This is a genomic window from Corallococcus exercitus, from assembly GCF_042231735.1.
GTDB lineage: Bacteria > Myxococcota > Myxococcia > Myxococcales > Myxococcaceae > Corallococcus > Corallococcus exercitus_B.
The window spans coordinates 7,048,231-7,070,767 of the sequence record NZ_CP102577.1; the positions used below are offsets into that span (position 1 = coordinate 7,048,231).

Annotated in this window: 21 protein-coding genes; 12 read left to right on the forward strand and 9 right to left on the reverse strand. The window is 71.1% G+C overall.

The genetic code is table 11. The features are described 5' to 3' along the window. Nucleotide 1 precedes the first annotated feature (1 nt). Nucleotides 2-535 (reverse strand): hypothetical protein, encoded by a 534-nt coding sequence (locus tag NR792_RS28240; protein ID WP_375755801.1) that lies wholly within the window; start codon nt 533-535, stop codon nt 2-4. An 89-nt stretch (nt 536-624) separates the two neighbouring features. On the opposite strand from NR792_RS28240, the gene NR792_RS28245 reads away from it, so the two are divergent. Beyond that, a complete protein-coding gene (locus tag NR792_RS28245) occupies nt 625-1,056 on the forward strand; it encodes a FixH family protein (RefSeq protein ID WP_375755802.1) in 432 nt (143 codons plus the stop codon). A 16-nt stretch (nt 1,057-1,072) separates the two neighbouring features. Here NR792_RS28245 and NR792_RS28250 read toward each other — a convergent pair whose 3' ends face one another. Further along, the gene (locus NR792_RS28250) at nt 1,073-1,525 is read right to left on the reverse strand and encodes a hypothetical protein (protein ID WP_375755803.1); all 453 of its coding nucleotides are present in this window, start codon (nt 1,523-1,525) and stop codon (nt 1,073-1,075) included. 147 nt (nt 1,526-1,672) lie between these two features. Between NR792_RS28250 and NR792_RS28255 the strand changes: the two genes are divergently transcribed. Then, a complete protein-coding gene (locus tag NR792_RS28255) occupies nt 1,673-2,491 on the forward strand; it encodes a DODA-type extradiol aromatic ring-opening family dioxygenase (protein WP_375755804.1) in 819 nt (272 codons plus the stop codon). 24 nt (nt 2,492-2,515) lie between these two features. Here the strand turns inward: NR792_RS28255 and NR792_RS28260 are convergent, their stop codons facing one another. Then, nucleotides 2,516-3,232 carry a type 1 glutamine amidotransferase domain-containing protein gene (locus NR792_RS28260; RefSeq protein ID WP_375755805.1) on the reverse strand — a complete coding sequence of 239 codons (717 nt, stop codon included), beginning with the start codon at nt 3,230-3,232 and terminating at the stop codon, nt 2,516-2,518. Nucleotides 3,233-3,334: 102 nt separating this feature from the next. Between NR792_RS28260 and NR792_RS28265 the strand changes: the two genes are divergently transcribed. Then, nucleotides 3,335-4,252 (forward strand): LysR family transcriptional regulator, encoded by a 918-nt coding sequence (locus NR792_RS28265; protein ID WP_375755806.1) that lies wholly within the window; start codon nt 3,335-3,337, stop codon nt 4,250-4,252. A gap of 213 nt (nt 4,253-4,465) precedes the next feature. Then, complete coding sequence (locus NR792_RS28270) at nt 4,466-5,005, forward strand: hypothetical protein (RefSeq protein WP_375755807.1); 540 nt, start codon at nt 4,466-4,468, stop codon at nt 5,003-5,005. Between the two features lie 213 nt (nt 5,006-5,218). Here the strand turns inward: NR792_RS28270 and NR792_RS28275 are convergent, their stop codons facing one another. The 3 genes from NR792_RS28275 to NR792_RS28285 form a co-directional block, all read right to left on the reverse strand. After that, nucleotides 5,219-7,183 carry a hypothetical protein gene (locus NR792_RS28275; RefSeq protein WP_375755808.1) on the reverse strand — a complete coding sequence of 655 codons (1,965 nt, stop codon included), beginning with the start codon at nt 7,181-7,183 and terminating at the stop codon, nt 5,219-5,221. A 139-nt stretch (nt 7,184-7,322) separates the two neighbouring features. Beyond that, complete coding sequence (locus tag NR792_RS28280) at nt 7,323-8,744, reverse strand: IgA Peptidase M64 (RefSeq protein ID WP_375755809.1); 1,422 nt, start codon at nt 8,742-8,744, stop codon at nt 7,323-7,325. Nucleotides 8,745-8,803: 59 nt separating this feature from the next. Further along, complete coding sequence (locus tag NR792_RS28285) at nt 8,804-10,342, reverse strand: PEGA domain-containing protein (protein ID WP_375755810.1); 1,539 nt, start codon at nt 10,340-10,342, stop codon at nt 8,804-8,806. A 309-nt stretch (nt 10,343-10,651) separates the two neighbouring features. Here NR792_RS28285 and NR792_RS28290 point away from each other — a divergent pair, with 309 nt between their 5' ends. Next, entirely contained in the window at nt 10,652-11,656 is a 1,005-nt protein-coding gene (locus tag NR792_RS28290; protein ID WP_375755811.1) for an SDR family NAD(P)-dependent oxidoreductase, read from the forward strand. 86 nt (nt 11,657-11,742) lie between these two features. Then, nucleotides 11,743-12,744: a diacylglycerol/lipid kinase family protein gene (locus tag NR792_RS28295; protein ID WP_375755812.1), complete on the forward strand. Its 1,002-nt coding sequence runs from the start codon at nt 11,743-11,745 to the stop codon at nt 12,742-12,744. Here the strand turns inward: NR792_RS28295 and NR792_RS28300 are convergent. Next, entirely contained in the window at nt 12,741-13,883 is a 1,143-nt protein-coding gene (locus NR792_RS28300; RefSeq protein ID WP_375755813.1) for a FadR/GntR family transcriptional regulator, read from the reverse strand. The two genes, NR792_RS28295 and NR792_RS28300, sit on opposite strands and share 4 nt — an antisense overlap. A 383-nt stretch (nt 13,884-14,266) precedes the next feature. Between NR792_RS28300 and NR792_RS28305 the strand changes: the two genes are divergently transcribed. The 5 genes from NR792_RS28305 to NR792_RS28325 all read left to right on the forward strand — a co-directional run bounded on the left by NR792_RS28305 (nt 14,267) and on the right by NR792_RS28325 (nt 19,733). Next, nucleotides 14,267-14,956 carry an NUDIX domain-containing protein gene (locus tag NR792_RS28305; RefSeq protein ID WP_375755814.1) on the forward strand — a complete coding sequence of 230 codons (690 nt, stop codon included), beginning with the start codon at nt 14,267-14,269 and terminating at the stop codon, nt 14,954-14,956. 178 nt (nt 14,957-15,134) lie between these two features. Continuing rightward, nucleotides 15,135-15,938, forward strand: a complete 804-nt coding sequence (locus NR792_RS28310) for a protein phosphatase 2C domain-containing protein (protein WP_375755815.1) — start codon at nt 15,135-15,137, stop codon at nt 15,936-15,938. 4 nt (nt 15,939-15,942) lie between these two features. After that, nucleotides 15,943-17,811, forward strand: a complete 1,869-nt coding sequence (locus NR792_RS28315; protein ID WP_375755816.1) for a hypothetical protein — start codon at nt 15,943-15,945, stop codon at nt 17,809-17,811. 21 nt (nt 17,812-17,832) lie between these two features. Continuing rightward, nucleotides 17,833-18,900 carry a nicotinamidase gene (locus tag NR792_RS28320; protein ID WP_375755817.1) on the forward strand — a complete coding sequence of 356 codons (1,068 nt, stop codon included), beginning with the start codon at nt 17,833-17,835 and terminating at the stop codon, nt 18,898-18,900. Between the two features lie 38 nt (nt 18,901-18,938). After that, nucleotides 18,939-19,733: a hypothetical protein gene (locus NR792_RS28325; RefSeq protein WP_207055370.1), complete on the forward strand. Its 795-nt coding sequence runs from the start codon at nt 18,939-18,941 to the stop codon at nt 19,731-19,733. Here the strand turns inward: NR792_RS28325 and NR792_RS28330 are convergent. Together NR792_RS28330 and NR792_RS28335 are read right to left on the reverse strand one after the other, a co-directional pair. Then, nucleotides 19,730-20,617 (reverse strand): LysR family transcriptional regulator, encoded by an 888-nt coding sequence (locus tag NR792_RS28330; protein ID WP_375755818.1) that lies wholly within the window; start codon nt 20,615-20,617, stop codon nt 19,730-19,732. The two genes, NR792_RS28325 and NR792_RS28330, sit on opposite strands and share 4 nt — an antisense overlap. Before the next feature lie 23 nt (nt 20,618-20,640). Next, the gene (locus NR792_RS28335) at nt 20,641-21,078 is read right to left on the reverse strand and encodes a tetratricopeptide repeat protein (protein ID WP_375755819.1); all 438 of its coding nucleotides are present in this window, start codon (nt 21,076-21,078) and stop codon (nt 20,641-20,643) included. 77 nt (nt 21,079-21,155) lie between these two features. Here NR792_RS28335 and NR792_RS28340 point away from each other — a divergent pair, with 77 nt between their 5' ends. Continuing rightward, nucleotides 21,156-22,526 carry a Tox-REase-5 domain-containing protein gene (locus NR792_RS28340; protein WP_375755820.1) on the forward strand — a complete coding sequence of 457 codons (1,371 nt, stop codon included), beginning with the start codon at nt 21,156-21,158 and terminating at the stop codon, nt 22,524-22,526. Nucleotides 22,527-22,537: the final 11 nt, after the last annotated feature.

Genomic DNA, 22,537 nt, shown 5'->3' on the forward strand with positions numbered 1-22,537 from the left:
TTCATGGGAGGCGGCAGGAGCGCAGGCAGCGCGCGTCCGTGATGACGCGTTCGGAGGTGGGGAGGCTTTGGCTGGAGTCGTAGACGCCGCGGACCTGGAGGCGTTGATCCACCAGCAACAGGAGGCGTCCGCTGTCCTGGAGCCGCTGCCAATCCGGGTGGAGCACCGTGGAGTCGAGCGGCGTCGCGATGACGACCCGGACCGGAACGCCGTCGGCCTCCAGCCGTTCCTGGACCTGTCGCAGGACGGGGAGGGAAGGTGCCTCTGGCTCCCACGTGAATGGGAGCAGGGTGAGCTGTCCCTGGAGTTGTCCGCGCTCCAGCGGCTGGCCTCGTTCATCGCGAAGCGTGAGCGCGGGCAGCGGGCCATACACAGGAGGCGGTACCTCCAGCTCCCATGAGGCGTGAACAGGGGGCGCCTCCGACCAGGCGAAGTCCAGCACCACCACGAGCGCGGCGCATGCGAGCGCGGACACGGTCAGCCCCGCGGCTCCCAGCACCACGAACACCCGCGAAGAGGACGGAGGGGCGGACATGGCGGCGCACCCTCTCGCATCCAGACCGCGGGCGCGATGCGACACCTTGTCGCAGAACCCAGGCGGGCCCCTTCCGCTACATGGCAGGAATGATGAAAGCACTGCTGATGGGGATGCTGTTGTGGGGCGCGACGCCCTCCGGCGGTCCAGACGCCGGGAGCGACGCGGGGCAGGTGAGCGCGGCCGTCACCGTGGGGACGGTGGCCAGCGCATCGGGCCGGCTCCGCGTGGAGGTCCTTTCGCGGACGACGCCCCTTCGAAGGGGCGTTCAGGCCTTCCAGGTGCGCGTCACCGACGCCGTGTCGGGCAAGCCGGTGCCCGGTGTCGTGCTGACCGTCCAGCCCTGGATGCCGGCCATGGGCCACGGCATCTCCGAGGTCCCGCGCGTCACCGCGCGCGAGCCAGGGGCCTTCGAGGTGTCCGACGCGGACCTCTTCATGCCCGGCGTCTGGGAGCTGCGCTTCACGCTGAAGGGGACGGTGGAGGACTCCGCCACCGTCACCCTCAAGCTGGGGCGCTAGCGCCGCGGCGCGACGCTCAGGACTTGAGGGCCGCGCGGGCGGGTTCGCGCGGCATCAGGCCGCTGAACTCGTAGATGAACGCGCCGTTCTCCGTGACGTCCACGGTGCAGGCTCCGGCGCGCGCCAGCTCCTCGAGCACTTCCTTGGCTTCGGTGAACGACAGCTGAGTGGCCGCCGCCACCTCCGCGATGGTGACGCGGCCCCCGTGCTCCTTCGCGCAGGTGAGCACGACCCGCTCGACGTCGCGTGCATCCAGGGCGGACCGCATCACCGGCGCATCCCTCAACTCGGGCGGCAGCTTCGCGCGCCGCGCGGAGCGGATGAGCGCCATGCCTCCGAGGACGAAGACGGCGCCGAGGATGGTCCCCGCGAACGTGTGTTCCGCGGTGCCCTTGATCAGCTTGTCGATTTCGCTGCCAATGCCAAAGACGCCGAACGCGGCGAGCGCCCAGCCGATGATGCTCTTCATGACACCCCCATCGCGACGGGACCACACCTCCGTCCCCCACGCCGGTTCATAGCAGAAGACACCGCGTCTCAAGCGCATGCCGTGCTCCACTCGGAGTGCGGTGGTGCTCCGGTCCGCCCGTGGAGTTGAATGGCGCCGGGAGCCCCCATGCCGACCGACCCTTCCAGCCCTTCGCGCCTGCCCGTCGTCTTCATCCCGCACGGTGGCGGCCCGTGGCCGTTCGTGGAGATGGGCCTTCCGAAAGCGGAGGTCCAGTCGCTCGCGACGTACCTGCGTCAGGTGGGCCAGCGCCTCGCGACGCCGCCGAAGGCGCTGCTCGTCATCTCCGCCCACTGGGAGGAGCCCGTGGCCACGGTGATGACGTCCGAAGCGCCGCCCATCCTGTATGACTATTCCGGCTTCCCGCCGGAGTCGTACCGCATCACCTGGCCGGCGCCGGGCAACCCACGGCTCGCCGCGCGCGTGCGCGAGCTGCTCTCCTCGGCGGGCTTCGCCACGGCGGAAGACAGCGCGCGCGGCTACGACCACGGCACCTTCATCCCGCTGAAGCTCACGTACCCGGAGGCGGACCTCCCCTGCGTCCAGCTGTCGCTGAAGCAGGGGTTGGATCCCTCGGAGCACCTGGCCATGGGCCGGGCGCTCGCGCCGCTTCGCGACGAGGGCATCTTCATCATCGGCAGCGGGCTGACGTTCCACAACCTGCGCGCCTTCGGGGACCCGCGCGCGCACGAGGTCTCCGCGAAGTTCGACGCCTGGGTCCAGGACGCCGCCACGGCCCCCGCGTCCATCCGTGACGAGATGCTCACGCAGTGGACGCAGGCGCCCTTCGCGCGGCTCGCCCACCCGCGCGAGGAGCACCTGCTCCCCCTGATGGTCGTCGCCGGCGCCGCCGGTGCGGACCGGGGCACCACCGCCTGGACCGGCGCCATGATGGGGACGCGCATCTCCGGCTTCCAGTTCGGCTGACCGCGGCTCCTGTGCGACGGGCCTTCAGCCCTTGGAGGCCGGGGCCTGCTTCTTCTCGGCCAGGGCTTTGAGGACCTCCTGCGCGGTGGCGGCGGAGGACGCCGGGTTCTGCCCGGTGACGAGCCGCCCGTCGCGCACCGTGAAGCTCTTCCACAGCGGGCCGGACTCGTAGCGGGCGCCCAGCTCGCGCAGCCGGGTCTCCAGGGGGAAGGGGACGATGGCGTCGAACTTCGCCGCCTGCTCCTCCGCGTTGCTGAAGCCCGCCACGCGCTTGCCCGCCACCAGCGGCTTGCCGTCCGGGCCCTTCACGCCCACCAGCGCCGCCGGGCCGTGGCACACGGCCGCCACCACCGCGCCCCGCGCGTAGCCTGCGGACAGCAGCTGGTGCGTGGGCGCGTGCTGAGACAGGTCCCACATCACGCCGTGCCCGCCCACCACGAAGTAGGCGTCGTAGGTGTCCTTCACCTGGGCGAGCACCTTCGTGTTCGCCAGCTTCTTCGTCGCCTGGGCATCCGCGAGGAAGGCACGCGTGTCCTCCGTGGACTCCTTCTCGCTGCGCGGATCCACCGGCGCCTTGCCACCCAGCGGCGAGGCGATGTCCACCTGGGCTCCGGCCTGGGTGAACCGCGCGTACGGCGCGGCGAGCTCCTCCAGCCAGAAGCCCGTCTTCTCCCCGGTGCTCCCGAACTGCGAGTGGCTGGTGACGATGAGCAGGACCTTCACGGCGGTCAGCGCTTCCATGGGGCGTCTCCTTCAAGCCCCTGTCCGGATGGGGCGATGGGGGAGGAATACGTCCGGACCGTCCCCAAGAAAACCGCGAGTCCCTTCACATAAACTGAAGCCATGCTTGGCAATCACGAAGCGCTCTGGACGCTGTGGGAGGTGAGCCGGGCGGGCACGCAGGCGGCCGCCGCCGCGCGCCTGGGCATCACCGCCTCCGCCGTGGGCCAGCAGCTCAAGGCGCTGGAGCGGCACGCCGGCGTGGCGTTGTTCGAACGGGTGGGGCGCAGGGCCCGGCTCACCCCGGCCGGTGCCGCCCTCGTCGCGCGGCTGGGGGAACACCTGCCCGCGCTGGACGCGGCGCTGGAGGCGGCCTCGGAAGCCCAGCGCGCGGTGCGCGGCGAGGTGTCCCTGGGCGGGCCCTGGCCCTTCTTCCGGTACTGGCTCCGGCCCCGCCTGCCGGGCCTGCTGGCGCGCCACCCGGAGCTGCGGCTGGACGTGCGCTTCGACGTGCCCAGCCGCGTGTCCCGGGCGTTGCTGGAGGGGGCGCTGGACCTGGGCATCCTCGGGCTGCTGCCGGACGCGCCCGGCCTGGAGGTCCGGCCGGTGGCCCAGGAGGAGTTCGTCGCCGTGGCCGCGCCCTCGTACCTGAAGCGGTGGGGAACGCCGCGCACGGCCCGGGACTACGGCGCGCATCGCTTCATCGCCTTCGACGCGGACCTGGCGATGCTGGCGCCCTGGTGGCGCTCCGCCTTCGGGCCGAAGGAGCCGCTGCCGGCGCAGGTGGCGTGCCGCATCGCCAACCTGGACGAGATGCTGGCCCTGGTGGAGGCGGGCGCGGGGCTGGCGGTGCTGCCCGACTACCTGGTGGCGCCCGCCGTGAAGGAGAAGCGGGTGGTGACGCTCACGCCGGAGCCGGGCCGGCGCTCCGCGAGGCGCCCCCGAGGCACGCTCTGGGTCGCCTGGCGCAAGGCCGCGGCACCCACGGCGCGCTTCGTCGCGGTCCGTGACTGGCTCCTGGGCGGACAGGCGCCGCGCTAGCGCAGTGCACCAGGGCCCAGGGGGGCTCGCGCTCGCCTGCCTTCCAGCCAGGAGGGAGGTCGTTCCCGGTGGCCGCATCCAGGTCCGGACGTTCGTGGTTCCCGGCGGCGCGGGGTGTCCGCATCTTGACCGTGAGGAGACCGGGCCCGTGCCGCCGTGGAGGAGTCCATGGAGGACGCGGGCCCCTTCGCACGACGCGGGAGGACGTGGCCAATGCGAGGAATGCGCGGGACGGCGGGCCTGCTGGTGCTGGGCCTCTTGGGACTCGGGGGACTGTCCGCGTGCGGCGACGGAGAGCCGAAGCCGGAGGGGCCTCCCGCGAAGATCCGCGAGGGCCGCTCGGAGGTGCTGCGCGGGCTGATGGCCTCCAAGGAGACCGTGGATCCGAAGGCCCTGAAGAACGCGGGCGCGGAGGTGAAGGGGGCGCCGGCCCCCGCTCCGGCCCCCGAGGGAACGGGCGGCTCCGGTCAGCAGCCGCGGCCCATGGGCTGGGCCGCGGGCCGGGTGTCCTGGGTGGGCGACGACGAGCTGCTCTTCGTGGACGGCCACGGCCAGGAGCAGGAGGTCCGCGTGGACGAGGCCACGCGGCTCAAGCGCGACGACGAGAACGCGCAGCTGCGCGACCTGTCCGAGGGCGATGAGATCCGCGTCACCTACGAGGACCAGGGCCAGGAGTGGATTGCCCGGGACGTGGAGGCGGTGCCCGTGCGCAAGACGCCCGGACCCAACCCCGAGTCCCCGCCGCTGCGCTGACTGGAACACGCCGCCGTCCGCGCGCCGGCCCGGCGAGGACCGCAGCCCGGGCGTCAGCGGGGTGTGCGGCACGAAGCCCGCGTCCGGCGCCAGGTCCGGGGAGCGGTTGATGGACACCGCGTCCACGGTGCTGGAGTACTCCAAGAAGAAGGGCCGCGCTCACCCGAGGGGTGAACGCGGCCCTGTGTCACGACGAGGTGTCAGGCCCTGCGACTACTGGGGGCAGGCGTTGACCGCACCGGGCGACGGCGCCGCGACGCGGCTGAACACGCGGCCATCCTTGCGCGCCGCATCGCAGCGCTGGATGGAGTTGGCGTCGGGGGTGGAGGCGCCCGTCTCGTCAATCTGCACGCGCTCCGGACCCGCGCCGAGCAGCACGTCGAGCAGGCCCGTGTCATCCGCATCCGCCGTGTCGTAGACGATGGCGTCGATGAGGTTGGTGGCCGTGACTGCGGTGTTGTTGGGGAACGCGCTCGTCGGGGCCTGGTAGATGGCCGCCGCGTCCGCGCCGTTCTGGATCGTGTTGTTGGCAATGGTGATGGCCGGCGCCGGGGTCACGCCCGTGTTGCCGATCACCAGCAGGCCGTTGGCGTCCGTCCTCCCGTTGATGTCGACGGCGAGGTACGACTGGTCATTGGAGCCGCCGTTGAACAGCACCAGCGAGAAGCCGGACAGCGACAGGTTCGGCACGCCCGTGGCGATCTCCACGAACTCCAACAGGTCGTTGCCCGTCGTGTCGGCGTCCAGCTCGTTGATGACCAGATGCGCGACGGGCACGTTGCCCGCGCTCACGGCGCCGCCCGGGGTGGTGATCTCCACCGGCTGGGACGCGCCCACCGGGGTGGTGTCCGGCACGTTGGTGACGGTGATCTGCGTGTCGGAGTCGACCGTGAAGGTCTGCGCCGTGCCGCCAATCGTCACCGCCGTCGCGCCGGTGAAGCCCGTCCCGGTGAGCACCAGGCGGCCGCCGTGGACAGCCAGCAGCGAGAAGCCCTGGAACTGGGTGGAGTTCGGCGTGACGATGGCCTTGCCCAGCGTGTCCGTCACCCCGGAGACCGCCACCGTGTACTGCGTGCCGGAGCTCTGCTCGGTCGTGGTCACGACCACTTCCTTGCCGTTCACGGTCGCGCTCTGCGCCTGCAGGCCGTTGTCGAACGTGAACTGCGTGGCGGCGTCGGTGACGCTCGCCGGCGCGATGCGGCGGTCGAACGTCATCCGCACCTGGGTGCTGGACGGCGCCGTCGCGCTGAGCGCGGAGGGGGCCGGGCAGCTGTTGACGGTGACCTGCTCGGGCAGGAACACGGACACCTGCGTCTGGGCGTTGAAGCGCCAGACGATGCCGGTGGGCACGGTCACGTCGCAGCCCGACACCAGGTCCAGCTCCGTGCGGACGGGCGCCGGCACGCGCAGGCGCAGGTTGCTGGTGGCGGTCGTCGGCTCACCCGTGGTGGCCACCGGGAAGCCGGCGAAGCCCGTGCCGCTGACGCCCTCCGCGGCCAGCGTGCCGGACAGGGTCACCAGGCGGCTCTCGTAGGTCGCCGCGGTGCCCGCGTCCTCGAAGCTGCTCTCGCCGGAGATGTCCACCTTGAGGCCCGGGGGCGTCTCGGTGGCCAGGTTCGACACGTTGTTGTTCTGGCTCACCACGGTCAGGTCGGTGACGGTCTTCGCCACGTTGAGCCCGGCGGTGACTTCCTTCTCCGTGACGTTCAGCGTCACGAGGTCACCCACGGCGACCGTCGTGGTGGAGGCGGAGCCCAGCACGAACATCGCCGGTCCGTTCGCCTCGGCCTGCAGGAAGAAGCCGGGGGCCTCCGTGCTGCCCGTCACCGCGGGCTTGAGGTAGGTCACGAGCGCGTTGATGGGCAGCGGCGTCGCCTGCGCGCCCGCCGGGGCCGCGATGAACGCGGCGATGTTCGTGCGGGTGCCCGCGTCCGTACCGGCGTCCGTGGTGCCGGCGTCCGTGCCCGCGTCCGTGCCCGCGTCCGCTTCCGGCGTGTTCACCGTGCGCAGCTCGCACTTGTTCTCCACGCAGGCATAGACCTGCCCCGAGGGGGCCGCGCCCTTGTCACGACAGTCGAACTGATCGACACACTCGTCGCCGCAACCCGTGCCCACCGTGACGAACACGGTGGTGACGAGCGCCGGCAGCCAGCTTCGCTTCAGGCTCCGCTTCAGCATGTGAATGCCTCCCATGGGGGTCCAGACCGCAGATGCGGTCCCCCTTACACCCGAAAACCGAGGGGCGTCCATTTGCCCAACCACCTGCTACGTCCCTGTCACCTGAAAGGACGCCCAGGGGCCTGGGAATCAAAGGAAGTCAGGGACTCTTCCGCGCCGGAGCGGAGGGTGGACCCGCGTACAGGTCGATGACCTCGCTGATGCCGCGCTGGCACACCGCGCAGAAGGGCACCCGGTCCCGGGTGAACATCATGCAGTCCATCTGGGGTCGGAAGTACCCCTTGGCCTCGTAGTGCGCCCCCTCGAAGGCGCCCACCTTCCCGGAGAACTTCTGCGTGCCCAGGAATTTCTCCTCCCAGTCCCGCTGCGACACGAACAGGGCGTCCATCTCCGCCTCGGGCTTGCGCTCCGAGCGGATCTTCTGCCGCCGCTGCTGCACCTGCAGGGCATGCGCGTCATAGGCGGGCTGATTCCAGGGCGTGGGCAGCGGGGTGCCGGGGGCCACCAGGTCCTTCCACTTGAGCCGGGCGGGGTCGTGGAGGGCGGTGACGTTCTTCTCCCAGGGCTCCACCCGCTCCGCGGGCGCGGCGCCGTAGATGGGGGCGGAGGTGTAGTACTCGTCCGCCAGCCCCGCGAAGTGGTGGCCGAACTCGTGGACGAAGACGTAGGGGGCCCAGAAGCTGTCGGCGGCCACGGTGCTGAAGAGGTTGAAGATGCCGCCGCCGCCGTAGGTGTTGCCGTTGGACAGGATTTCGACGAACTCGTAGGGCGCGAAGGCGGCGGTGTCGCGCAGCGCCTCGTTGTCGAAGGTGAGGATGTAGCGCTCGGCGCCGAAGGCGTCGTAGGTGGAGCCCAGGGGCGGGCGGCGGTGGACGCCGGTGGAGGGCCGCGAGATGCCGGACTCGGCCGCCTTGGGCATCAGCCCCCAGACGTTGAAGTCCGCCTTGCGCTCCTTGAAGGGCGAGTAGCTGAAGAGGGTGTCCACCAGCTTGCGCGCGTCCTTCTCGAACTTGGCGCGCTCGGCTTCCGTGTAGCCGTCCCCCAGGATGAGGAAGTCCACCTTGTCCTGCGGCGGTCCGTTCTCCAGCAGCTTGAGCAGCGGGCCCGGCGCGGGCGGCGAGGACGGGTCCACGAAGGGGTCCCTCGGGTCCACCGCCAGCGACCAGACTTCCCGGAAGGCGTTCTGGGCGTCGCGCTTCTTCAGGATGACCTGGACGGGGCGGTCCGGCGTGGGGAAGCGCAGCGACTCACTGAAGGTGCGGTGGGCCTGCTTCGCCTCGTCCGTCAGCTCCCACTCGCCGAAGATGGAGGCGAAGCCGCGCGAGTACAGGAGCCGGTTCGTCTGCCGGTCCCGCACCTCGAAGAGGTACTTGCCCAGGTTCGTCTCGTCGATGGCCCGCGCCGGGTGGCCCGGCCAGGGCAGCGGCTCCACCACGAGCCGCTCCAGGCTGAAGCGCTCCTCGGTGGCGTTGCCGGTGTGGAAGTAGTCGACGCGGAACGTCCGGGGCGCGGCGAGGGCGGTGCTCGCCGTGAACAGCAACAGCAGGAGGGAAGCGCGCATGGGGCGACTCTACGCGCCCGGTGCTTCCCGGCCAGGAACCTCCGGCCGGGAACGTCCCCTCAGAACGATCCGGACACGCTCGCCGCCGCGCCCGTGCCGTCCGCCGCCACCCCCAGCGTCACGGGCGCTGGCTTCGCGGGCGAGGACACGAGGAAGAGCACCGCCCCGGTGACGACCGCCGCGCCGCCGCCCACGAGCAGCCCCGTCATCAGGTGGCTCTTGCCCACCAGCGAGTCGCGCAGCGCCACGGCCCGGGCATCCGTACTGACGAGCTGGCCGCCGTTGGCCGCGCGGCGGTCCTCCAGGCCGTTCAGGTCCTTCTGGGCCAACAGCCGCACCACGCCCGCGCCGCCCAGCGCCGCCACGCCCGCGCCCACCGCCACGTACGACGCCGTGCGCAGGCCCGTCCGGGGGGCCGCCTCGCCGCTGGCCCCGTCCTCCGACAGCAGGTGGGGGGCGGTGAGGTCCGCGCCCGTGCCGGAGGCCGCCGTGCCGCGATGGCTCCCTGCGTCCCAGGGCGCCTTGCCGTTGGCGTTGTTCATCACCACGAGGTTGGAGGGCGAGCGTCCGGTGGTGACGAAGTCCACCAGCGCGGAGAGCGCCTCGCCGGGCGCGTCCAGGCCCTGCGTCTTGAAGCCGCCCTCGCGCAGCTTCTGCCCGCCCTCGACGTTGAGCACCGTGGCGGCGAACCACTTGGGCCCGCTGCTGGGGCGCTCCAGCCGCACGACGATGACCTCCTCCACGCCCAGCGTGCCGCCCAGGCGCACCGCGTGGCTCCAGGTGCGCTCCTCGCTGCCGTCCGCGGCGGACAGGCACGGGAAGGGCGCGGCCGTCACCGACCCCTCATAGGCCAGGTCCACCAGGAGCGGCGTGTCCGCCCCCTGCGCCTGCACCTGGCGGGGGAAGCTCACCGCGTCCCCCTTCACCATGGACAGCTCGTACGCCCCGGCGGGCAGCTCCAGCGTGAGCGGCGTCTGCCCGACGCTCAAGCCCTCCAGGTACACGTCCGACGCGGGCAGCGTGGACTTCAAGGACAGCTTCACCTTGGGCGTCCGGGCCTGTTCGCGGCGCAGCTTCTCGAAGGCTTGCCGGATGGAGGGGGCGTACTGGTCCGGGTCCAGCTGGTACTTCGGCTGCAGGCGCAGCACCTGGAGGAAGGCGGCGTCGCTGTCCTTCGTCCGCCCCAGCGCCCGGTGGTTGAGCCCGTGCAGGAGCTGCGCGTGGGCGAAGAGCTTCCAGCGCGGCTCGCCCGGCGGCAGGCGGCGGATGTCGCGCAGGGCGTCGTCCAGGAGCTGGGCCGCGCGGGCGTTGCGGCCCTCGTAGAACTGGTCCTGCGCGGCGTCCAGCTGGCGCTGGAGGTCCTCGAAGGAGCGCGAGGACGCGGGGAAGAGGCGCTCGGCGAACTCGGGGACGCCCAGCACGCGCTGTTCGGGGCGGGAGCGCAGGGCGTCGTAGAACGCCTTGGACTGGCCGCTCAGCTCCGCGTCCCGGCAGTCTCCACTGGAGACCACCAGCCGGTGGGGCGAGGCCCACGTGGCGGTGGCGCACAGCAGGCACAGCAGCAGCGCGAACGCGGACGGCTTCGGTCGGAAGGGCATGGTCACGTGGGTGTGGAAGGAATGGCCGGACCGGCGATGCAGGCCGCGTTCCGTCCTCTACCGGACTGTCCACCCTCCAGGCCAGCGACCCCCGGCCCCCGCTCCCCGGTCCCGCGCGTGGACCTCCGTCCGGATTCCGGGCCCCCTGCCTCGCTGGCTGCCCTCCAGGTGAGTCGCCGGTGGCCCGGGTAGGACGTCGGGGCCATCCCCACCTTCTCCGACGTGCGGCGTCATGGACGAGGCGCCCACCGACCCTCTTGAACGCTCGGGCCCCGGGGGCCGTCGAGCCAGCCACAAGGACCCCACTCCATGGATCGCATCTGGAAGAAGAAGGTCATCGTCATCACGGGCGCCTCCAGCGGCATCGGCCGGGCCACGGCGTTGCTGCTGGCGAAGAAGGGCGCCCACGTGGTCCTCGCCGCGCGCCGGGAGGACTCCCTGGAGGAGCTGGCGGCCGAGTGCGAGTCCCACGGCGTCCAGGCCCTGGTGGTGCCCACGGACGTGGCGGATGCCGCGGCGGTGCGGAAGCTGGCGGAAGCGGCGGTGGGCGCCTTCGGCCACTTCGACGGCTGGGTGAACAACGCGGGCGTCTACATGCTGGGCAGCCTGGAGGAGACGCCGGACGAGGCGTTCCGCCAGCTCATGGAGACCAACTTCTTCGGCACGGTGAGCGGCGCGAGGGCGGCGCTGGCGCAGTTCCGGCGCCAGGGCTACGGGACGCTCGTCAACGTGTCCTCCACCTTTGGCGCCGTGCCCGCGCCGTACCTGAGCGCCTACGTGTCCTCCAAGTTCGCGGTGCGCGGCTTCTCCGCGTCGCTGCGCCAGGAGCTGCTGGAGACGGGCATCGACGTGTGCACGGTGATGCCCGCCGCCATCGACACGCCCTTGTGGCGCCACACCGCCAACTACACCGGCTGGCGCATCCGCCCGGTGGAGCCCGTCTACACGCCGGAGCGCGTGGCCCGCACCATCCTCCGCGTGCTGCGCCACCCGCAGGACGAGGTCATGGTGGGGGGCTCCGGGAGGAGCTTCTCGGCGATGCACGGCCTGTTCCCCCGCACGTTCGAGCGCACCATGAAGTCCGGCACGGACGTGCTGCACTTCAAGAACCAGCGGCAGGGCCCCACTTCCGGCAACGTCTTCCAGCCCATGGCGGAAGGGGACTCGGCGTCGGGGGGTTACCACGGCACCGGAAAAACATGGCTGCGGCGGCTGCTGGTGGCCGGCGGACTGGCCGCCGCGGCGGTGACGCTGCGTCGGCGTGCGGCCGAGCGTCACCTGGAGGCGCGGCTCGCCCACGCGCTGGGCGCGTGATGACCATGTTCCCAAGGGGCGTCCCCATGCCGGGGCGCTTTTCGTGACGGGGCCATGACATGAACTGGGGAAGAGTCGCGCCCGCCATGAACATCGCCGTCCTCGTCAATCTGCGTGCGCGTAAAGGGACCGAGGGGATGGGCGGGCTCGTCAGAGACCTGCTCCCCCGGGCCCGGGTGGCCTTGACCCGTTCCCTGGAAGAGGCGCGGGAGTGGGTGGACCAGCTCCGCCATGACCCGCCCAGCCTGCTGCTCGCGGGCGGGGGCGACGGCACCATCACCGGCCTGCTCAACGAGCTGCGCTCCCAGGGCGTCGCCCTGCCGGCCATTGGCGTGCTGCCCCTGGGGACGGGCAATGCCTGGGCCCGCGTCACCGGCGCGCCGCGTCCCCAGGTGGCGCTGAAGCAGATCGCCGCGTACGGCGAGCGCCTGCCGCCCCTGCGTCCCTTCTCGCTGGTGCGGGTGGAGGGCCGGGTGGCGCCCTTCGCGGGCACGGGCTGGGACGCGGAGATGATCCAGGACTTCAAGAACCAGCTCGCCTCCGCCGGGCCGCTGAAGAAGGCGCAGTCCGGCCTGCGCGGCTACCTGGGCGCCATGTTCACGCGCACGGTGCCGCGCCACCTGTTCGGCGAGGGCAACCCGAACGTCTCCGTCTACAACCTGGGTGCGTCCGCGCTGACCATCGACGCGACGGGCGCGGTGCGGCCGGTGCCCAACGGCGGGGCGGGGCAGCTCTTGTACCAGGGCCCCGCGGGCGTGGCGGGCGCGGCGACGACGCCGGAGTGGGGCTTCGGCTTCAAGGCGTTCCCGTTCGCGCAGGCGGTGCCGCACCGGCTGTCGGTGCGCGTGTACGGCGCGGGCGTGATGGAGGCCACGCGCAACATGTTCCGCCTGTGGCGCGGCGAGCACCCCATGCCGCGCATGCACGACTTCTTCGTGGAGCGCCTGCGGATGGACTTCGACCGCGAGGTGCCCTTCCAGATGGGCGGCGACGTGCTGGGCATGCGCCGCTCGCTGGAGTTCGACCTGGCGGAGGAGAACGTCCAGCTGGTCGACTGGCGCCGCCTGGGCCGGCTCGTCGCCGTCTAGCCGAGGTGGCCAGAAGTCCGTATCCGGCGCGGAAGCACGGCTCCTGCGGAGGCGTCCGAGGTCAATCCTGCTGGCGACAGCGGCTCCGCCCTGTCCGGCTCCAAGGGGCGGGCCTGTCCAGTGGCATGCGGTGCAACCCCAGGCGCCGCGTCGACTGGCGTGAGGCCGCCAGGGCCGTGCTCCTCAACGTGAGGGGATGTCTCCATCGCGTCGTGCTGCCCGAGGGCTGACACGAAGTCGCCGGAGCCCTGCTCCTCAACGCATGAGCAGGCCTCAAGCGCATCGTCCTGCTTGATGGCGGATACGCTGTCGGCGGGGCCACGCGTTTCAACGCAGGGGTGTGCCTCGGAGGCATCAGTCCGCGCTGTGCCTGCCGAAGGGGCTTCGAGGCTGCACTCCTGCGCGTGAGGGGCCTCGGGAGATTCATGCTCCCGAGGACGTGGGGCGAACTGGTCGAGCACCTGCTCATCACACGCCTTCAGCAGCGCCGGCAGCTGGTGCTGGAGCGCCCGCACGTCACGCTCGGCCAAGGCACCCTTCGCGCAGATGACCCACTGGCGCAGCGATTCGCCGCCCATGAAGGGCAGCAACCGGGCCGCAATGCCCCGGAAGGCGCGCTGCAGTGACTGGATGAGGAGCAGGTGTCCGGGACGCCCGGCCGTGTGGGCCGCCAGCCGCAGCAACTCGAACTCGAGCTGCGCGCAGCGCTCCCCGGGGTACCAGCGCGCCGCGTCCCAGAGCTGGAAGAGGGTGTCCTCCAGCGGCGCCAGACCCATGAGGGAGGCATTCGCGCAGCAGTCGGAAAGCAGCTCCACCAGCACCTGCCGCTTGAGGCTGAAGAAGCCCTCCAGCAGTCGCCGGCACTCCTCGGAGCGCTCGGCATGCAGCGCCAGTCCCAGGTTCTCCAGCGTCAGGGACTCGTCCAGCGCCACCGCTCTCGCCTGGCGTCCGGGGTGCTGCACCACCAGGCCCCGTGCCGCCAGCCGCCGCAAGGCCTCACGCACCGTGCCACGGCTCACGCCATACCAGCGAGCCATCACCCGCTCCGAGGCCAGCCGCCCGTTCCTCGGCAGCCGCCTCAGCGCGATGTCCTGCTCGATCTGCTCCTCCACATACGCCACGAGTCCCACCCTCACCATCTCCGCCGCCCCTCTCGCCCATGCTTCGCCCATCCAACCAGACGGGTCTGACATGCACGCGAAGGGCCCACCGTCCTCGGCACTCGTCGTGACAGCGCGCCCTCGGGGGGCGGACGCCGCGAACTGGTCCGACTGTTGGACCAGTTCGTGGACACCGCTCCCGACAGGGGGACCCTGTCCATGGACCTTCCTGGCTTCCGCTCCATCACCCCATCGCGGCCCACCGCTGCCGCTGCGTGGGGCGCGTGGTCTCGCGGAGGATTTCGGAGCGCGGGGGCTCACGAGCTGATGGAGACCTGTCCAGCCGCCCTGCGCCTCCCAGTCGCGAAGGCGCTTGCCGGCACCGTGTCCTCTGGACACGATGCTGGCCGGAGGGTTTCCACGTGAGCCACACCTATGAGTACCCGCGCCCGGCGGTGACGGTGGACTGCGTCGTCTTCGGGTTGGACGAGGAGGACCTCAAGGTGCTGCTCATCCAGCGCGGGGTGGAGCCGTACCAGGGCCGGTGGGCGCTGCCCGGCGGCTTCGTGCGCATGGAGGAGTCGCTGGAGGACGCCGCGCGCCGCGAACTGGAGGAAGAGGCGGGCCTGCGCACCAGCCACCTGGAGCAGCTGTACACGTTCGGCTCGCCGGACCGCGACCCCCGGGGCCGCGTCATCACCGTGGCGTACTTCGCGCTGGTGAAGCTGTCCCAGCACCACCTCCAGGCGTCCACCGACGCGCGCGAGGCGGCGTGGTTCTCCGTCTGGGACACGCCGAAGCTCGCGTTCGACCACGCGGACGTGCTGGCCACCGCGCTGCAACGGCTCAAGGGCAAGGTGCGCTACCAGCCCATCGGGTTCGAGCTGCTGCCGCCCAAGTTCACGCTGTCGCAGCTCCAGCGGCTGTACGAGACGGTGCTGGAGCGCGAGCTCGACAAGCGCAACTTCCGCAAGAAGATCCTCGCCATGGACCTGCTGGAGGAACTGGACGAGGTGGAGCAGGACGTCTCCCACCGCGCCGCACGCCTCTACCGGTTCGACCACAAGAAGTACAAACAGCTCGAGAAGGCCGGCTTCAACTTCGAGCTGTAGCCCCCGGACCTCCCGCCATCTCCCCTGCCCTCCGCTGACAGGTTGTCCCACGTCGCCTTGACTTCGTGTCATTCAGACACTATGTTTGTGTCGTAGATACACGAAGTCGGACGGCGTGGGGCCGTCCTCTCGCCAGCAGGTTCCGTCGTGCGTGCCCTTCGAGGGCCACGGGAGAGCCATGTCCACGCTGCCCTTCGACGTCGCGGTGGGTTCGGTGCAGGGCCGGGAGCACGCGCGCTCGGGACGCAACAACCAGGACGCCGCCTGCGTCCGGGAGAGCGAGCACGGGCTGGTGGTGGTGGTGGCGGACGGGTGTGGCAGCCAGCCGTGCAGCGAATTGGGGGCGCAGCTGGGCGTGCGGCGGCTGGCGCAGGCGGCGCAGGCGCGGCTGGCTCGGGGCGAGACGGTGGACGGGCCGGACTTCCTTCCGGGGCTGCGCGGGGACGTGCTGGAGCTGATGGAGGGCCTTGTGTCCGCGCTGGGGCGAGACGTGCTGGGGGACCTGCTCTTCACGCTCGTGGGGGCGGTGATGACGCCGGCGCACACGCTGGTCTTCTCGTCGGGGGACGGGGTGTGGATGCTCAACGGCGAGGTGCACGCGCTGGGACCGTTCCCGGGCAACGCGCCGCCGTATCTGGCGTACGCGCTGCTGCGCGGCGAGGACGTGCCGCTGGTTCCCCGGGCGCTGCTGCCCACGGACGACGTGCACGCGCTGCTGGTGGGCACGGATGGGGTGGGGGACCTGCTGGGGCTCGCGCAGGCGCGGTTGCCGGAGCGCGACGAGCCGGTGGGGCCGCTGTCGCGGTTCTGGACGGACGACCGCTACTTCACGAACCCGGACGCGGTGCGACGGCGGCTGGCGCAGCTCAACCGCGAGTCGGTGCGCGCGGACTTCGCGGAGCGGCGGCTGCTGCGCGCGCCGGGGCTGCTGACGGACGACACCACGCTGGTGGTGCTGCGCCGCCGGATGGGGAGGGCGTGAGGCCATGGACGTCTGGCTCGAGGGCAGGAAGGTCCGGTTGGATCCGCAGAGGGCGCTGGGCAAGGGCGGCGAGGCGGATGTGTATGACCTGGGCGATGGCCGCGCGCTCAAGGTCTTCAAGCGGCCCGAGCACCCGGACTACCTGGGCCTCGTGCCCGAGCAGGCCGCGGCGAAGGCCCGGCTCGCGGAGCACCAGCGCAAGCTGCGCGCGTTCCCCACGGGCCTGCCGGCGCGCGTGGTGACGCCGAATGCCCTGGCCACGGACAAGAAGGGCGTGGAGGTGCTGGGCTATGCGATGCGCAAGCTGGACGGCGTGGAGCCGCTGCGCCGGTGGAGCGAGCCGGCGTTCCGGCGCGCGGGAGGCAAGGCGGCGGACGCGGTGACGGTGCTGGCGGGGCTGCACCGCGTGCTGGCGGCGGTGCATGCGGGCGGCGTGGTGGTGGGGGACTTCAACGACCTGAACGTGCTGACGGTGGGCACGGACGCGTACTTCATCGACGCGGACAGCTTCCAGTTCGGTCCCTTCCTCTGCCCGGTGTTCACGGAGAAGTTCCTGGACCCGCTGCGGTTGGACCCGGGTGCGCAGGCGCTGACGCCCGCTCGGCCGGCGACGGTGGAGAGTGATTGGTATGCCTTCGCCGTCACCGTGATGCAGTCACTCCTGTGCGTGGGGCCACAGGGCGGCATCCACAAGCCGAAGGCGCAGGAGGCCCGGCTGAACGCGGTGGGACGGATGCTCCAGCGCGTCACCGTGTTCCACCCGGACGTGCAGTACCCCAAGCCCGCGCTGCCCCGGGCCACGCTGCCGGATGACCTGCTGCACCTGTTCCACCAGGTGTTCGTGGAGGACCGGCGCGGTGCGTTCCCGCTGCCGGTGCTGGAGGGGCTTCGCTTCACGGTGTGCGCGTCGTGCGGCCTGGAGCACGCGCGGACCGCGTGCCCCTCGTGCCAGCCGAACGCGACGGTGGCGGCCACGCCGGTGTCGGCGGTGCGCGGGCAGGTGACGGCGAAGCGGAAGTTCACCACCCGTGGCGTGGTGGTGCACGCGAGCGCGGAGGACGGGGTGGTGCGCTTCGTCTACCACGCGGACGGCGCGTACCGCCGCGAGGACGGGCGCACGGTGATGCTCGGCGCGCTGGACCCGTCGCTGCGCTGGGCGGTGCAGGGGGACGTCACGCTGCTGGGGCAGGGCGGACGCGTGGCGGTGTTCACGCCGGGCCGGGGGCCGGAGTTCCTGGGCGTGGACGTCTGTGAAAACCGCCCGGTCTTCGCGGCCAATGCCAGCCACCGGTTCTGGGCGGTGGGCGGCGGGCTGTGGCGGGACGGCACGTATGGCCCCGAGCGGTGGGGCGACGTGCTGCAAGGACAGACGCGGCTGTTCGTGGGGCCCCGGTTCGGCCTGGGGTTCCACCGCGCGGCGGGGCTGAGGGGGGCCTTCCTGTTCGACGTGGAGCGCAAGGGCCTGCGGGACGGGCTCGCGCTGCCGTGGCCGTCCGGACAGTTGCTGGACGCGGAGGCCGTGTTCGACGGGACCGCCGTGTGGCTGCTGCTCGCGGAGGAGACCGGGGGCCGCACGGTGCACCACGCGGTGCTGCTGGGGCCGGACGGGGCGGTGCGCGCGAGCGCCCGGGCCGACGCGGGGGACGGCTCGTGGCTGGGGACGCTGCGAGGGAAGTGCGCGGTGGCGGGCGCGCTCTTCTGCCCCACGGACGCGGGGCTGACGCGCGTGGAGCACCGGCAGGGGCGGCTGGAGGCGGTGCGCGAGTTCCCGGACGCGGAGCCGTTCGTGGACGCGGGCCGGGGGCTGCTGCTGTCGCGCGAGGGCTTGATGGTGGTGGGGGCCCAGGACCTCACCGTGTTGCGGATGAACTGAAACACAGACAGGGGGATGGACATGACGAAGGCGAATGCGAAGGAACTGCCGCTGCCCGGGTTCTACAATGCCAACCATGCGGCGGAGTACGGCTACGGCCCGAATGCCGGGAAGCTCCAGCGGGAGGCCGGAGCGTGGAAGGCGGCGCAGGGGGTGACGGCGGCGGCTACCGACCGCTTCAACCTGCACCTGCTGCTCATCGACGTGCAGAAGGACTTCTGCTTCCCGGACGGCTCGCTGTACGTGGCGGGGCGCAGCGGCCGGGGCGCCATCGACGACAACCGCCGCATCGCGGAGTTCATCTACCGGAACCTGGGGACGCTGACGAACGTCACCGCGACGCTGGACACGCACTTCGCCTATCAAATCTTCTTCCCGTCGTTCTGGGTGGACCAGGACGACCAGCCGCTCCAGCCGTACCGCGAGGTGACGCGCGAGCAGATTGAACGCGGCCAGGCGCGGCCGAACCCGGCCATGGCGAAGTGGCTGTGCGGGGGCAACTACCCGTGGCTGCTCAAGCAGGTGAAGTTCTACTGCGAAGAGCTGGAGCGCGCGGGGAAGTACACGCTCTACCTGTGGCCGCCGCACTGCCTGCTGGGCAGCGACGGGCACGCGCTGTCGGGTGTGGTGCAGGAGGCGCGGCTGTTCCACTCGTTCGCTCGCGGCGTGCAGTCGTGGGCGGAGGTGAAGGGCGGCAACCCGCTGACGGAGAACTACTCGGTGCTGCGGCCGGAGGTGCTGATGCGGCATGACGGCCAGCCGCTCGCGCAGCGCAACACGCAGTTCCTGAAGACGCTGCTCACGTCGGACGCGGTGGTGATTGGCGGGCAGGCCGCCAGCCACTGCGTGAAGAGCAGCATCGACGACCTGTTGGGGGAGATCGTCGCGCAGGACGCGGCGCTGGCTCGCAAGGTGTACCTGCTGACGGACTGCATGTCGTCGGTGACCGTGCCAGACGGCAAGGGCGGCTTCGCGGCGGACTTCACGCCGCAGGCGGACGCGGCGCTCAAGCGCTTCGCGGACGCGGGCATGCACCTGGTGAAGTCGACGGATCCGCTGGCGAGCTGGCCGGACCTGCACCTGGCGTGACGGCTGGCATTGGCACTGACACGAAGGGAGACACGGACATGAGCAAGGCGAACGGGACGGGTGTCACGAAGCTCTTCGAGGACGCGCACGCGGAGGGCATCCTGAGCCCCGCGGGGTTGCAGACGCTCACGGTGGTGGACCTGGGGGCGCAGATTCAAGCGGGCCTGGGCATCCACGTGGACGACGTGCAGGCCAGCGAGGTGGTGCTGGTGACGGTGATGCCGGATGACTCCGGGAGCATCTCGCACGCGGGGCACACGAAGACGGTGTGCGACGGGCACAACCTGGTGCTGGATGCGCTCCTGGCGAGCCAGCAGAAGGACGGCGTGTTGTTCCACACGCGCTACCTGAACGGGCACGTGCTCAATCCCTTCCGGCCGCTGGAGGACGTGGTGCGGATGCACTCGGGGAACTACTCGGCGGATATGGGGACGCCGCTGTACGACCAGGCGGTGGTGCTGCTGGGCACGGTGCTGGCGAAGGCGCAGGAGTTCAGCGGCAACGGGGTGCCGGTGCGCACGGTGACGCTGCTGATTACGGACGGCGCGGACGCGGGCTCACAGAAGGCTCGGGCAAAGGACGTGGCGGCGCTGGTGAAGGACCTGCACCGGGTGGAGAACCACATCGTCGCGGCGATGGGCATTGACGACGGCGTGACGGACTTCCGGCGCGTGTTCCAGGAGATGGGCATCGCGGACCGCTGGATCCTGACGCCGGGGCAGAGCGCCCAGGAGATCCGCGCCGCGTTCCAGGTGTTCAGCCAGTCCGCCGTGCGCGTCAGCCAGGGCGCGGCCAGCTTCAGCCGCACGGCGCTGGGAGGCTTCGGGGCCTAGCGGGTGCGCACCTGGTCGATGAACGCGCGGAACGCGGGGGACGCCTGCTTGCGGCTGGGGAAGTAGAGGAAGAAGCCCGGCACCCAGGCGGCGTACTCCTCCAGCACGATGCGCAGCGTGCCTTGCTCCAGCTGGGAGGCGACGTCCGGCTCGGGGACGTAGGCGAGCCCCGCGCCGGCCTCGGCGATGGCCACGCGGGCGCGGCGGTCGTTGGTCGTCAGCACGGGCGTGACGGGGATGCGCCAGGAGCGCTTCCCGCGCTCCAGGTCCCAGCGGTAGGGCTCGCCCGTGGAGTCCATGCGCATGCCCAGACAGCGGTGCTGGAGCAGGTCCTCCGGCCTCCGGGGCTCCCCGTGGCGCGCGAGGTAGGACGGGGCGCCCACGACCAGGAAGCGCATGCGCTCCGACAGGCGCACGCGCACCATGTCCCTGGGAATGCCTTCCATCCGCACGCCGCCGTCGTAGCCCTCCTTCACGATGTCCACGCGGCGGCTGTCGACGTGGATCTCCAGCGACACCTTCGGGTACGCCGCGAGGTAGCGCGGCACCACGGCGTTGAGGGCCTGCTCCATCACCAGCTCCGGCACGGTCAGGCGGACGGTGCCGGTGATTTCATCTCCTGTGTCCGTGACGGTGCGCAGTCCGTCCAGCGCCTGCTCCAGCGCGGGCCCGCTGCGCTCCAGCAGCCGGCGTCCGGCTTCCGTCGGGGCGACGCTGCGCGTGGTGCGGCTCAAGAGCGTCACGCCGAGCCGGGCCTCGAATTGACGGACCGCCTGGCTCACGGCGGAGGTGGAGACCCCCAGCTCCCGGGCCGCCGCGGAGAAGTTGCGATGCCGGGCCACCGTCACGAAGGCGTGCAGGCCCGTCAGGGGCGTGAAGGACATGGTCAGGTCCTACCGCGCCGGAGTCAGGCGTCCTGGGGCGGCAGCAGGCGGGACTGGATGAACTCCAGGTACTTCGCGTCGTCGCCTTCGAAGAGCTCCTCGCCTCCGCCCATGTAGGCGCGGGCCAGCTCGTCGGCCGCGCGGGCTTCGTCTCCCAGCTCCAGGGCGCACTGGCCGAGCCGCAGGTGGATGAAGGGATTGCCGAGCCCTCCCGGCGAGTGGACGGCTTCGCGGAAGTGCTCGCGGCAGTCCTCGAAGCGCTCCAGCTGGAAGTACATGTCCCCGATGGCGGCGCGCACCCAGGTGTTCTGCTGATGCTCGCGCGTGGGCTCCGGAATCAAGGCGAGGGCGGCCTTGAAGTGCTTCAGGGCCTGCTCGAAGTCGCCATCACCCGCAGCCGTGTCTCCCTGGGCGCAGAGGTCGGTGATGCGCTGGTGGGTCTCATCCGATATCGACGTCATCTCTGCTCCGAGGACCAGGGAGACAGTCGCGGTCCTCGGGGCAGTGTAGATGACACGTGGTGGGTTGGAGACGCCGCTTGGGCACGAAATCGTGGGGACGGGCTGGCTGCTGGCTGATGCTGTGGGTGTTCTGGGTGGGCTGCGCCAGCGGACCCACGGTGCGGCTGCGCACGGAGCGGGAGACCCGGACGTACACCCCGGTGACGTGGGACAGGCGGGTGCCGGTCAGCGCGCGGGAGTTCGAGGACGCGCTGACACGGTTGGTGTTGGACGTGCCGCTGACGGTGCGGCCGTCGAGGGTCGTGCGCGCGGTGGCGAGGAAGGGGGCGGAGCTGGACCGGGGACTCGGGTTCATGCTGCGGGACCGGTACGGGCGGTGGTGCCGTGCGCATGAGGCTCCGGGGGATTGCCTGTCCCTGCTGGAGGACGGCGCGGGCTTTGGCGAGCTGGACCGGCTGACGCTCGCGGTGGGCATGTCGCTGGACCCACTGCGCGCGAGTATTGGTGAGGCACTGGAGGACACGCTGAACCCGGCGTTCTTCGTGTCCGTGGTGTCGGGAGCGATTGCGTCCTGGGTGGCGCTGGCGGCGGTGCCGGAGCCCGTGTTCACCAAGGCCGCGGCGGTGATTGCCGCCGTGTTCCTGGCGTACGTGGGCGTGCAGTCGTTCCTCACGGTGGTGCGGGCTTGCGCTGCGCTGAAGGCCGCAACGGACAGGGCGACGACGTTCCAGGAGCTGGAGGAGGCGGCGGAAGTCTTCGCTCAGGCATTGGGGCCGGAGGTGGCGCGCATCTTCGTGCTCGCCGTCACGGTGCTGGTGAGTCACGGCGTGACGGTGGGGCTGTCGTCGGCGCTCACGTTGCTGCCGGGCTTCCCGGATGCGGTGCGGCTGGGCACGGCGCAGGTGGGCTTCAACCCGGCGGCCGTACTGGACGTGAGCGCGGTGGCGGTGGTGGGCGGCGTGGTGGAGGTGACGCTCGCTTCTACGGCGGTGGCCATGGCCACGGTGGGCCCACCTCCTCCGAGCGGCAGCAGCGGAGGGATGCCGCGGGCAGGAGGCCCAGGCAAGTGGGTACAGGTGAAGGAGTCGATGTCCGACCGTGCCCGCGACTATCAGGCCCAGGTGACAGGCGCTCCGAAGGGCTCCGCGTACCGGGTGCGGAGGGGGAACGAGGAGGCCGACTACGACGGCTATGATCTGGATGAGAACGTTCTTCTGGAAGCCAAGGGGCTTGGGTACTCACAGTTCTTCGGAAAGGATCTCAACCCGAAGAAGTTTTTCGAGGGTGTCATGCCCCTGTTAGAGCAGGCTCAGCGGCAGCTCAGGGTTGCTGGCCGTACACGCGTTCGATGGGTCGTTGCCGAGGAGCGGTTCGCGGACGCATTGCGTGCGTTGTTCAAGGAACAAAAAATCAATGTGGAAGTGCGTTTCCTCCCTCCCACTCAATGAGCACTGCGGAT

Coding starts and splice junctions, on each gene's coding strand:
- NR792_RS28320 (WP_375755817.1), top strand. CDS start 17,833: ATGACGAAGGCGAATGCGAAGGAACTGCCGCTGCCCGGGTTCTACAAT.
- NR792_RS28245 (WP_375755802.1), top strand. CDS start 625: ATGATGAAAGCACTGCTGATGGGGATGCTGTTGTGGGGCGCGACGCCC.
- NR792_RS28255 (WP_375755804.1), top strand. CDS start 1,673: ATGCCGACCGACCCTTCCAGCCCTTCGCGCCTGCCCGTCGTCTTCATC.
- NR792_RS28285 (WP_375755810.1), bottom strand. CDS start 10,342: ATGCCCTTCCGACCGAAGCCGTCCGCGTTCGCGCTGCTGCTGTGCCTG.
- NR792_RS28280 (WP_375755809.1), bottom strand. CDS start 8,744: ATGCGCGCTTCCCTCCTGCTGTTGCTGTTCACGGCGAGCACCGCCCTC.
- NR792_RS28250 (WP_375755803.1), bottom strand. CDS start 1,525: ATGAAGAGCATCATCGGCTGGGCGCTCGCCGCGTTCGGCGTCTTTGGC.
- NR792_RS28270 (WP_375755807.1), top strand. CDS start 4,466: ATGCGAGGAATGCGCGGGACGGCGGGCCTGCTGGTGCTGGGCCTCTTG.
- NR792_RS28265 (WP_375755806.1), top strand. CDS start 3,335: ATGCTTGGCAATCACGAAGCGCTCTGGACGCTGTGGGAGGTGAGCCGG.
- NR792_RS28240 (WP_375755801.1), bottom strand. CDS start 535: ATGTCCGCCCCTCCGTCCTCTTCGCGGGTGTTCGTGGTGCTGGGAGCC.
- NR792_RS28290 (WP_375755811.1), top strand. CDS start 10,652: ATGGATCGCATCTGGAAGAAGAAGGTCATCGTCATCACGGGCGCCTCC.
- NR792_RS28310 (WP_375755815.1), top strand. CDS start 15,135: ATGTCCACGCTGCCCTTCGACGTCGCGGTGGGTTCGGTGCAGGGCCGG.
- NR792_RS28315 (WP_375755816.1), top strand. CDS start 15,943: ATGGACGTCTGGCTCGAGGGCAGGAAGGTCCGGTTGGATCCGCAGAGG.
- NR792_RS28300 (WP_375755813.1), bottom strand. CDS start 13,883: ATGGTGAGGGTGGGACTCGTGGCGTATGTGGAGGAGCAGATCGAGCAG.
- NR792_RS28325 (WP_207055370.1), top strand. CDS start 18,939: ATGAGCAAGGCGAACGGGACGGGTGTCACGAAGCTCTTCGAGGACGCG.
- NR792_RS28260 (WP_375755805.1), bottom strand. CDS start 3,232: ATGGAAGCGCTGACCGCCGTGAAGGTCCTGCTCATCGTCACCAGCCAC.
- NR792_RS28275 (WP_375755808.1), bottom strand. CDS start 7,183: ATGCTGAAGCGGAGCCTGAAGCGAAGCTGGCTGCCGGCGCTCGTCACC.
- NR792_RS28330 (WP_375755818.1), bottom strand. CDS start 20,617: ATGTCCTTCACGCCCCTGACGGGCCTGCACGCCTTCGTGACGGTGGCC.
- NR792_RS28295 (WP_375755812.1), top strand. CDS start 11,743: ATGAACATCGCCGTCCTCGTCAATCTGCGTGCGCGTAAAGGGACCGAG.
- NR792_RS28335 (WP_375755819.1), bottom strand. CDS start 21,078: ATGACGTCGATATCGGATGAGACCCACCAGCGCATCACCGACCTCTGC.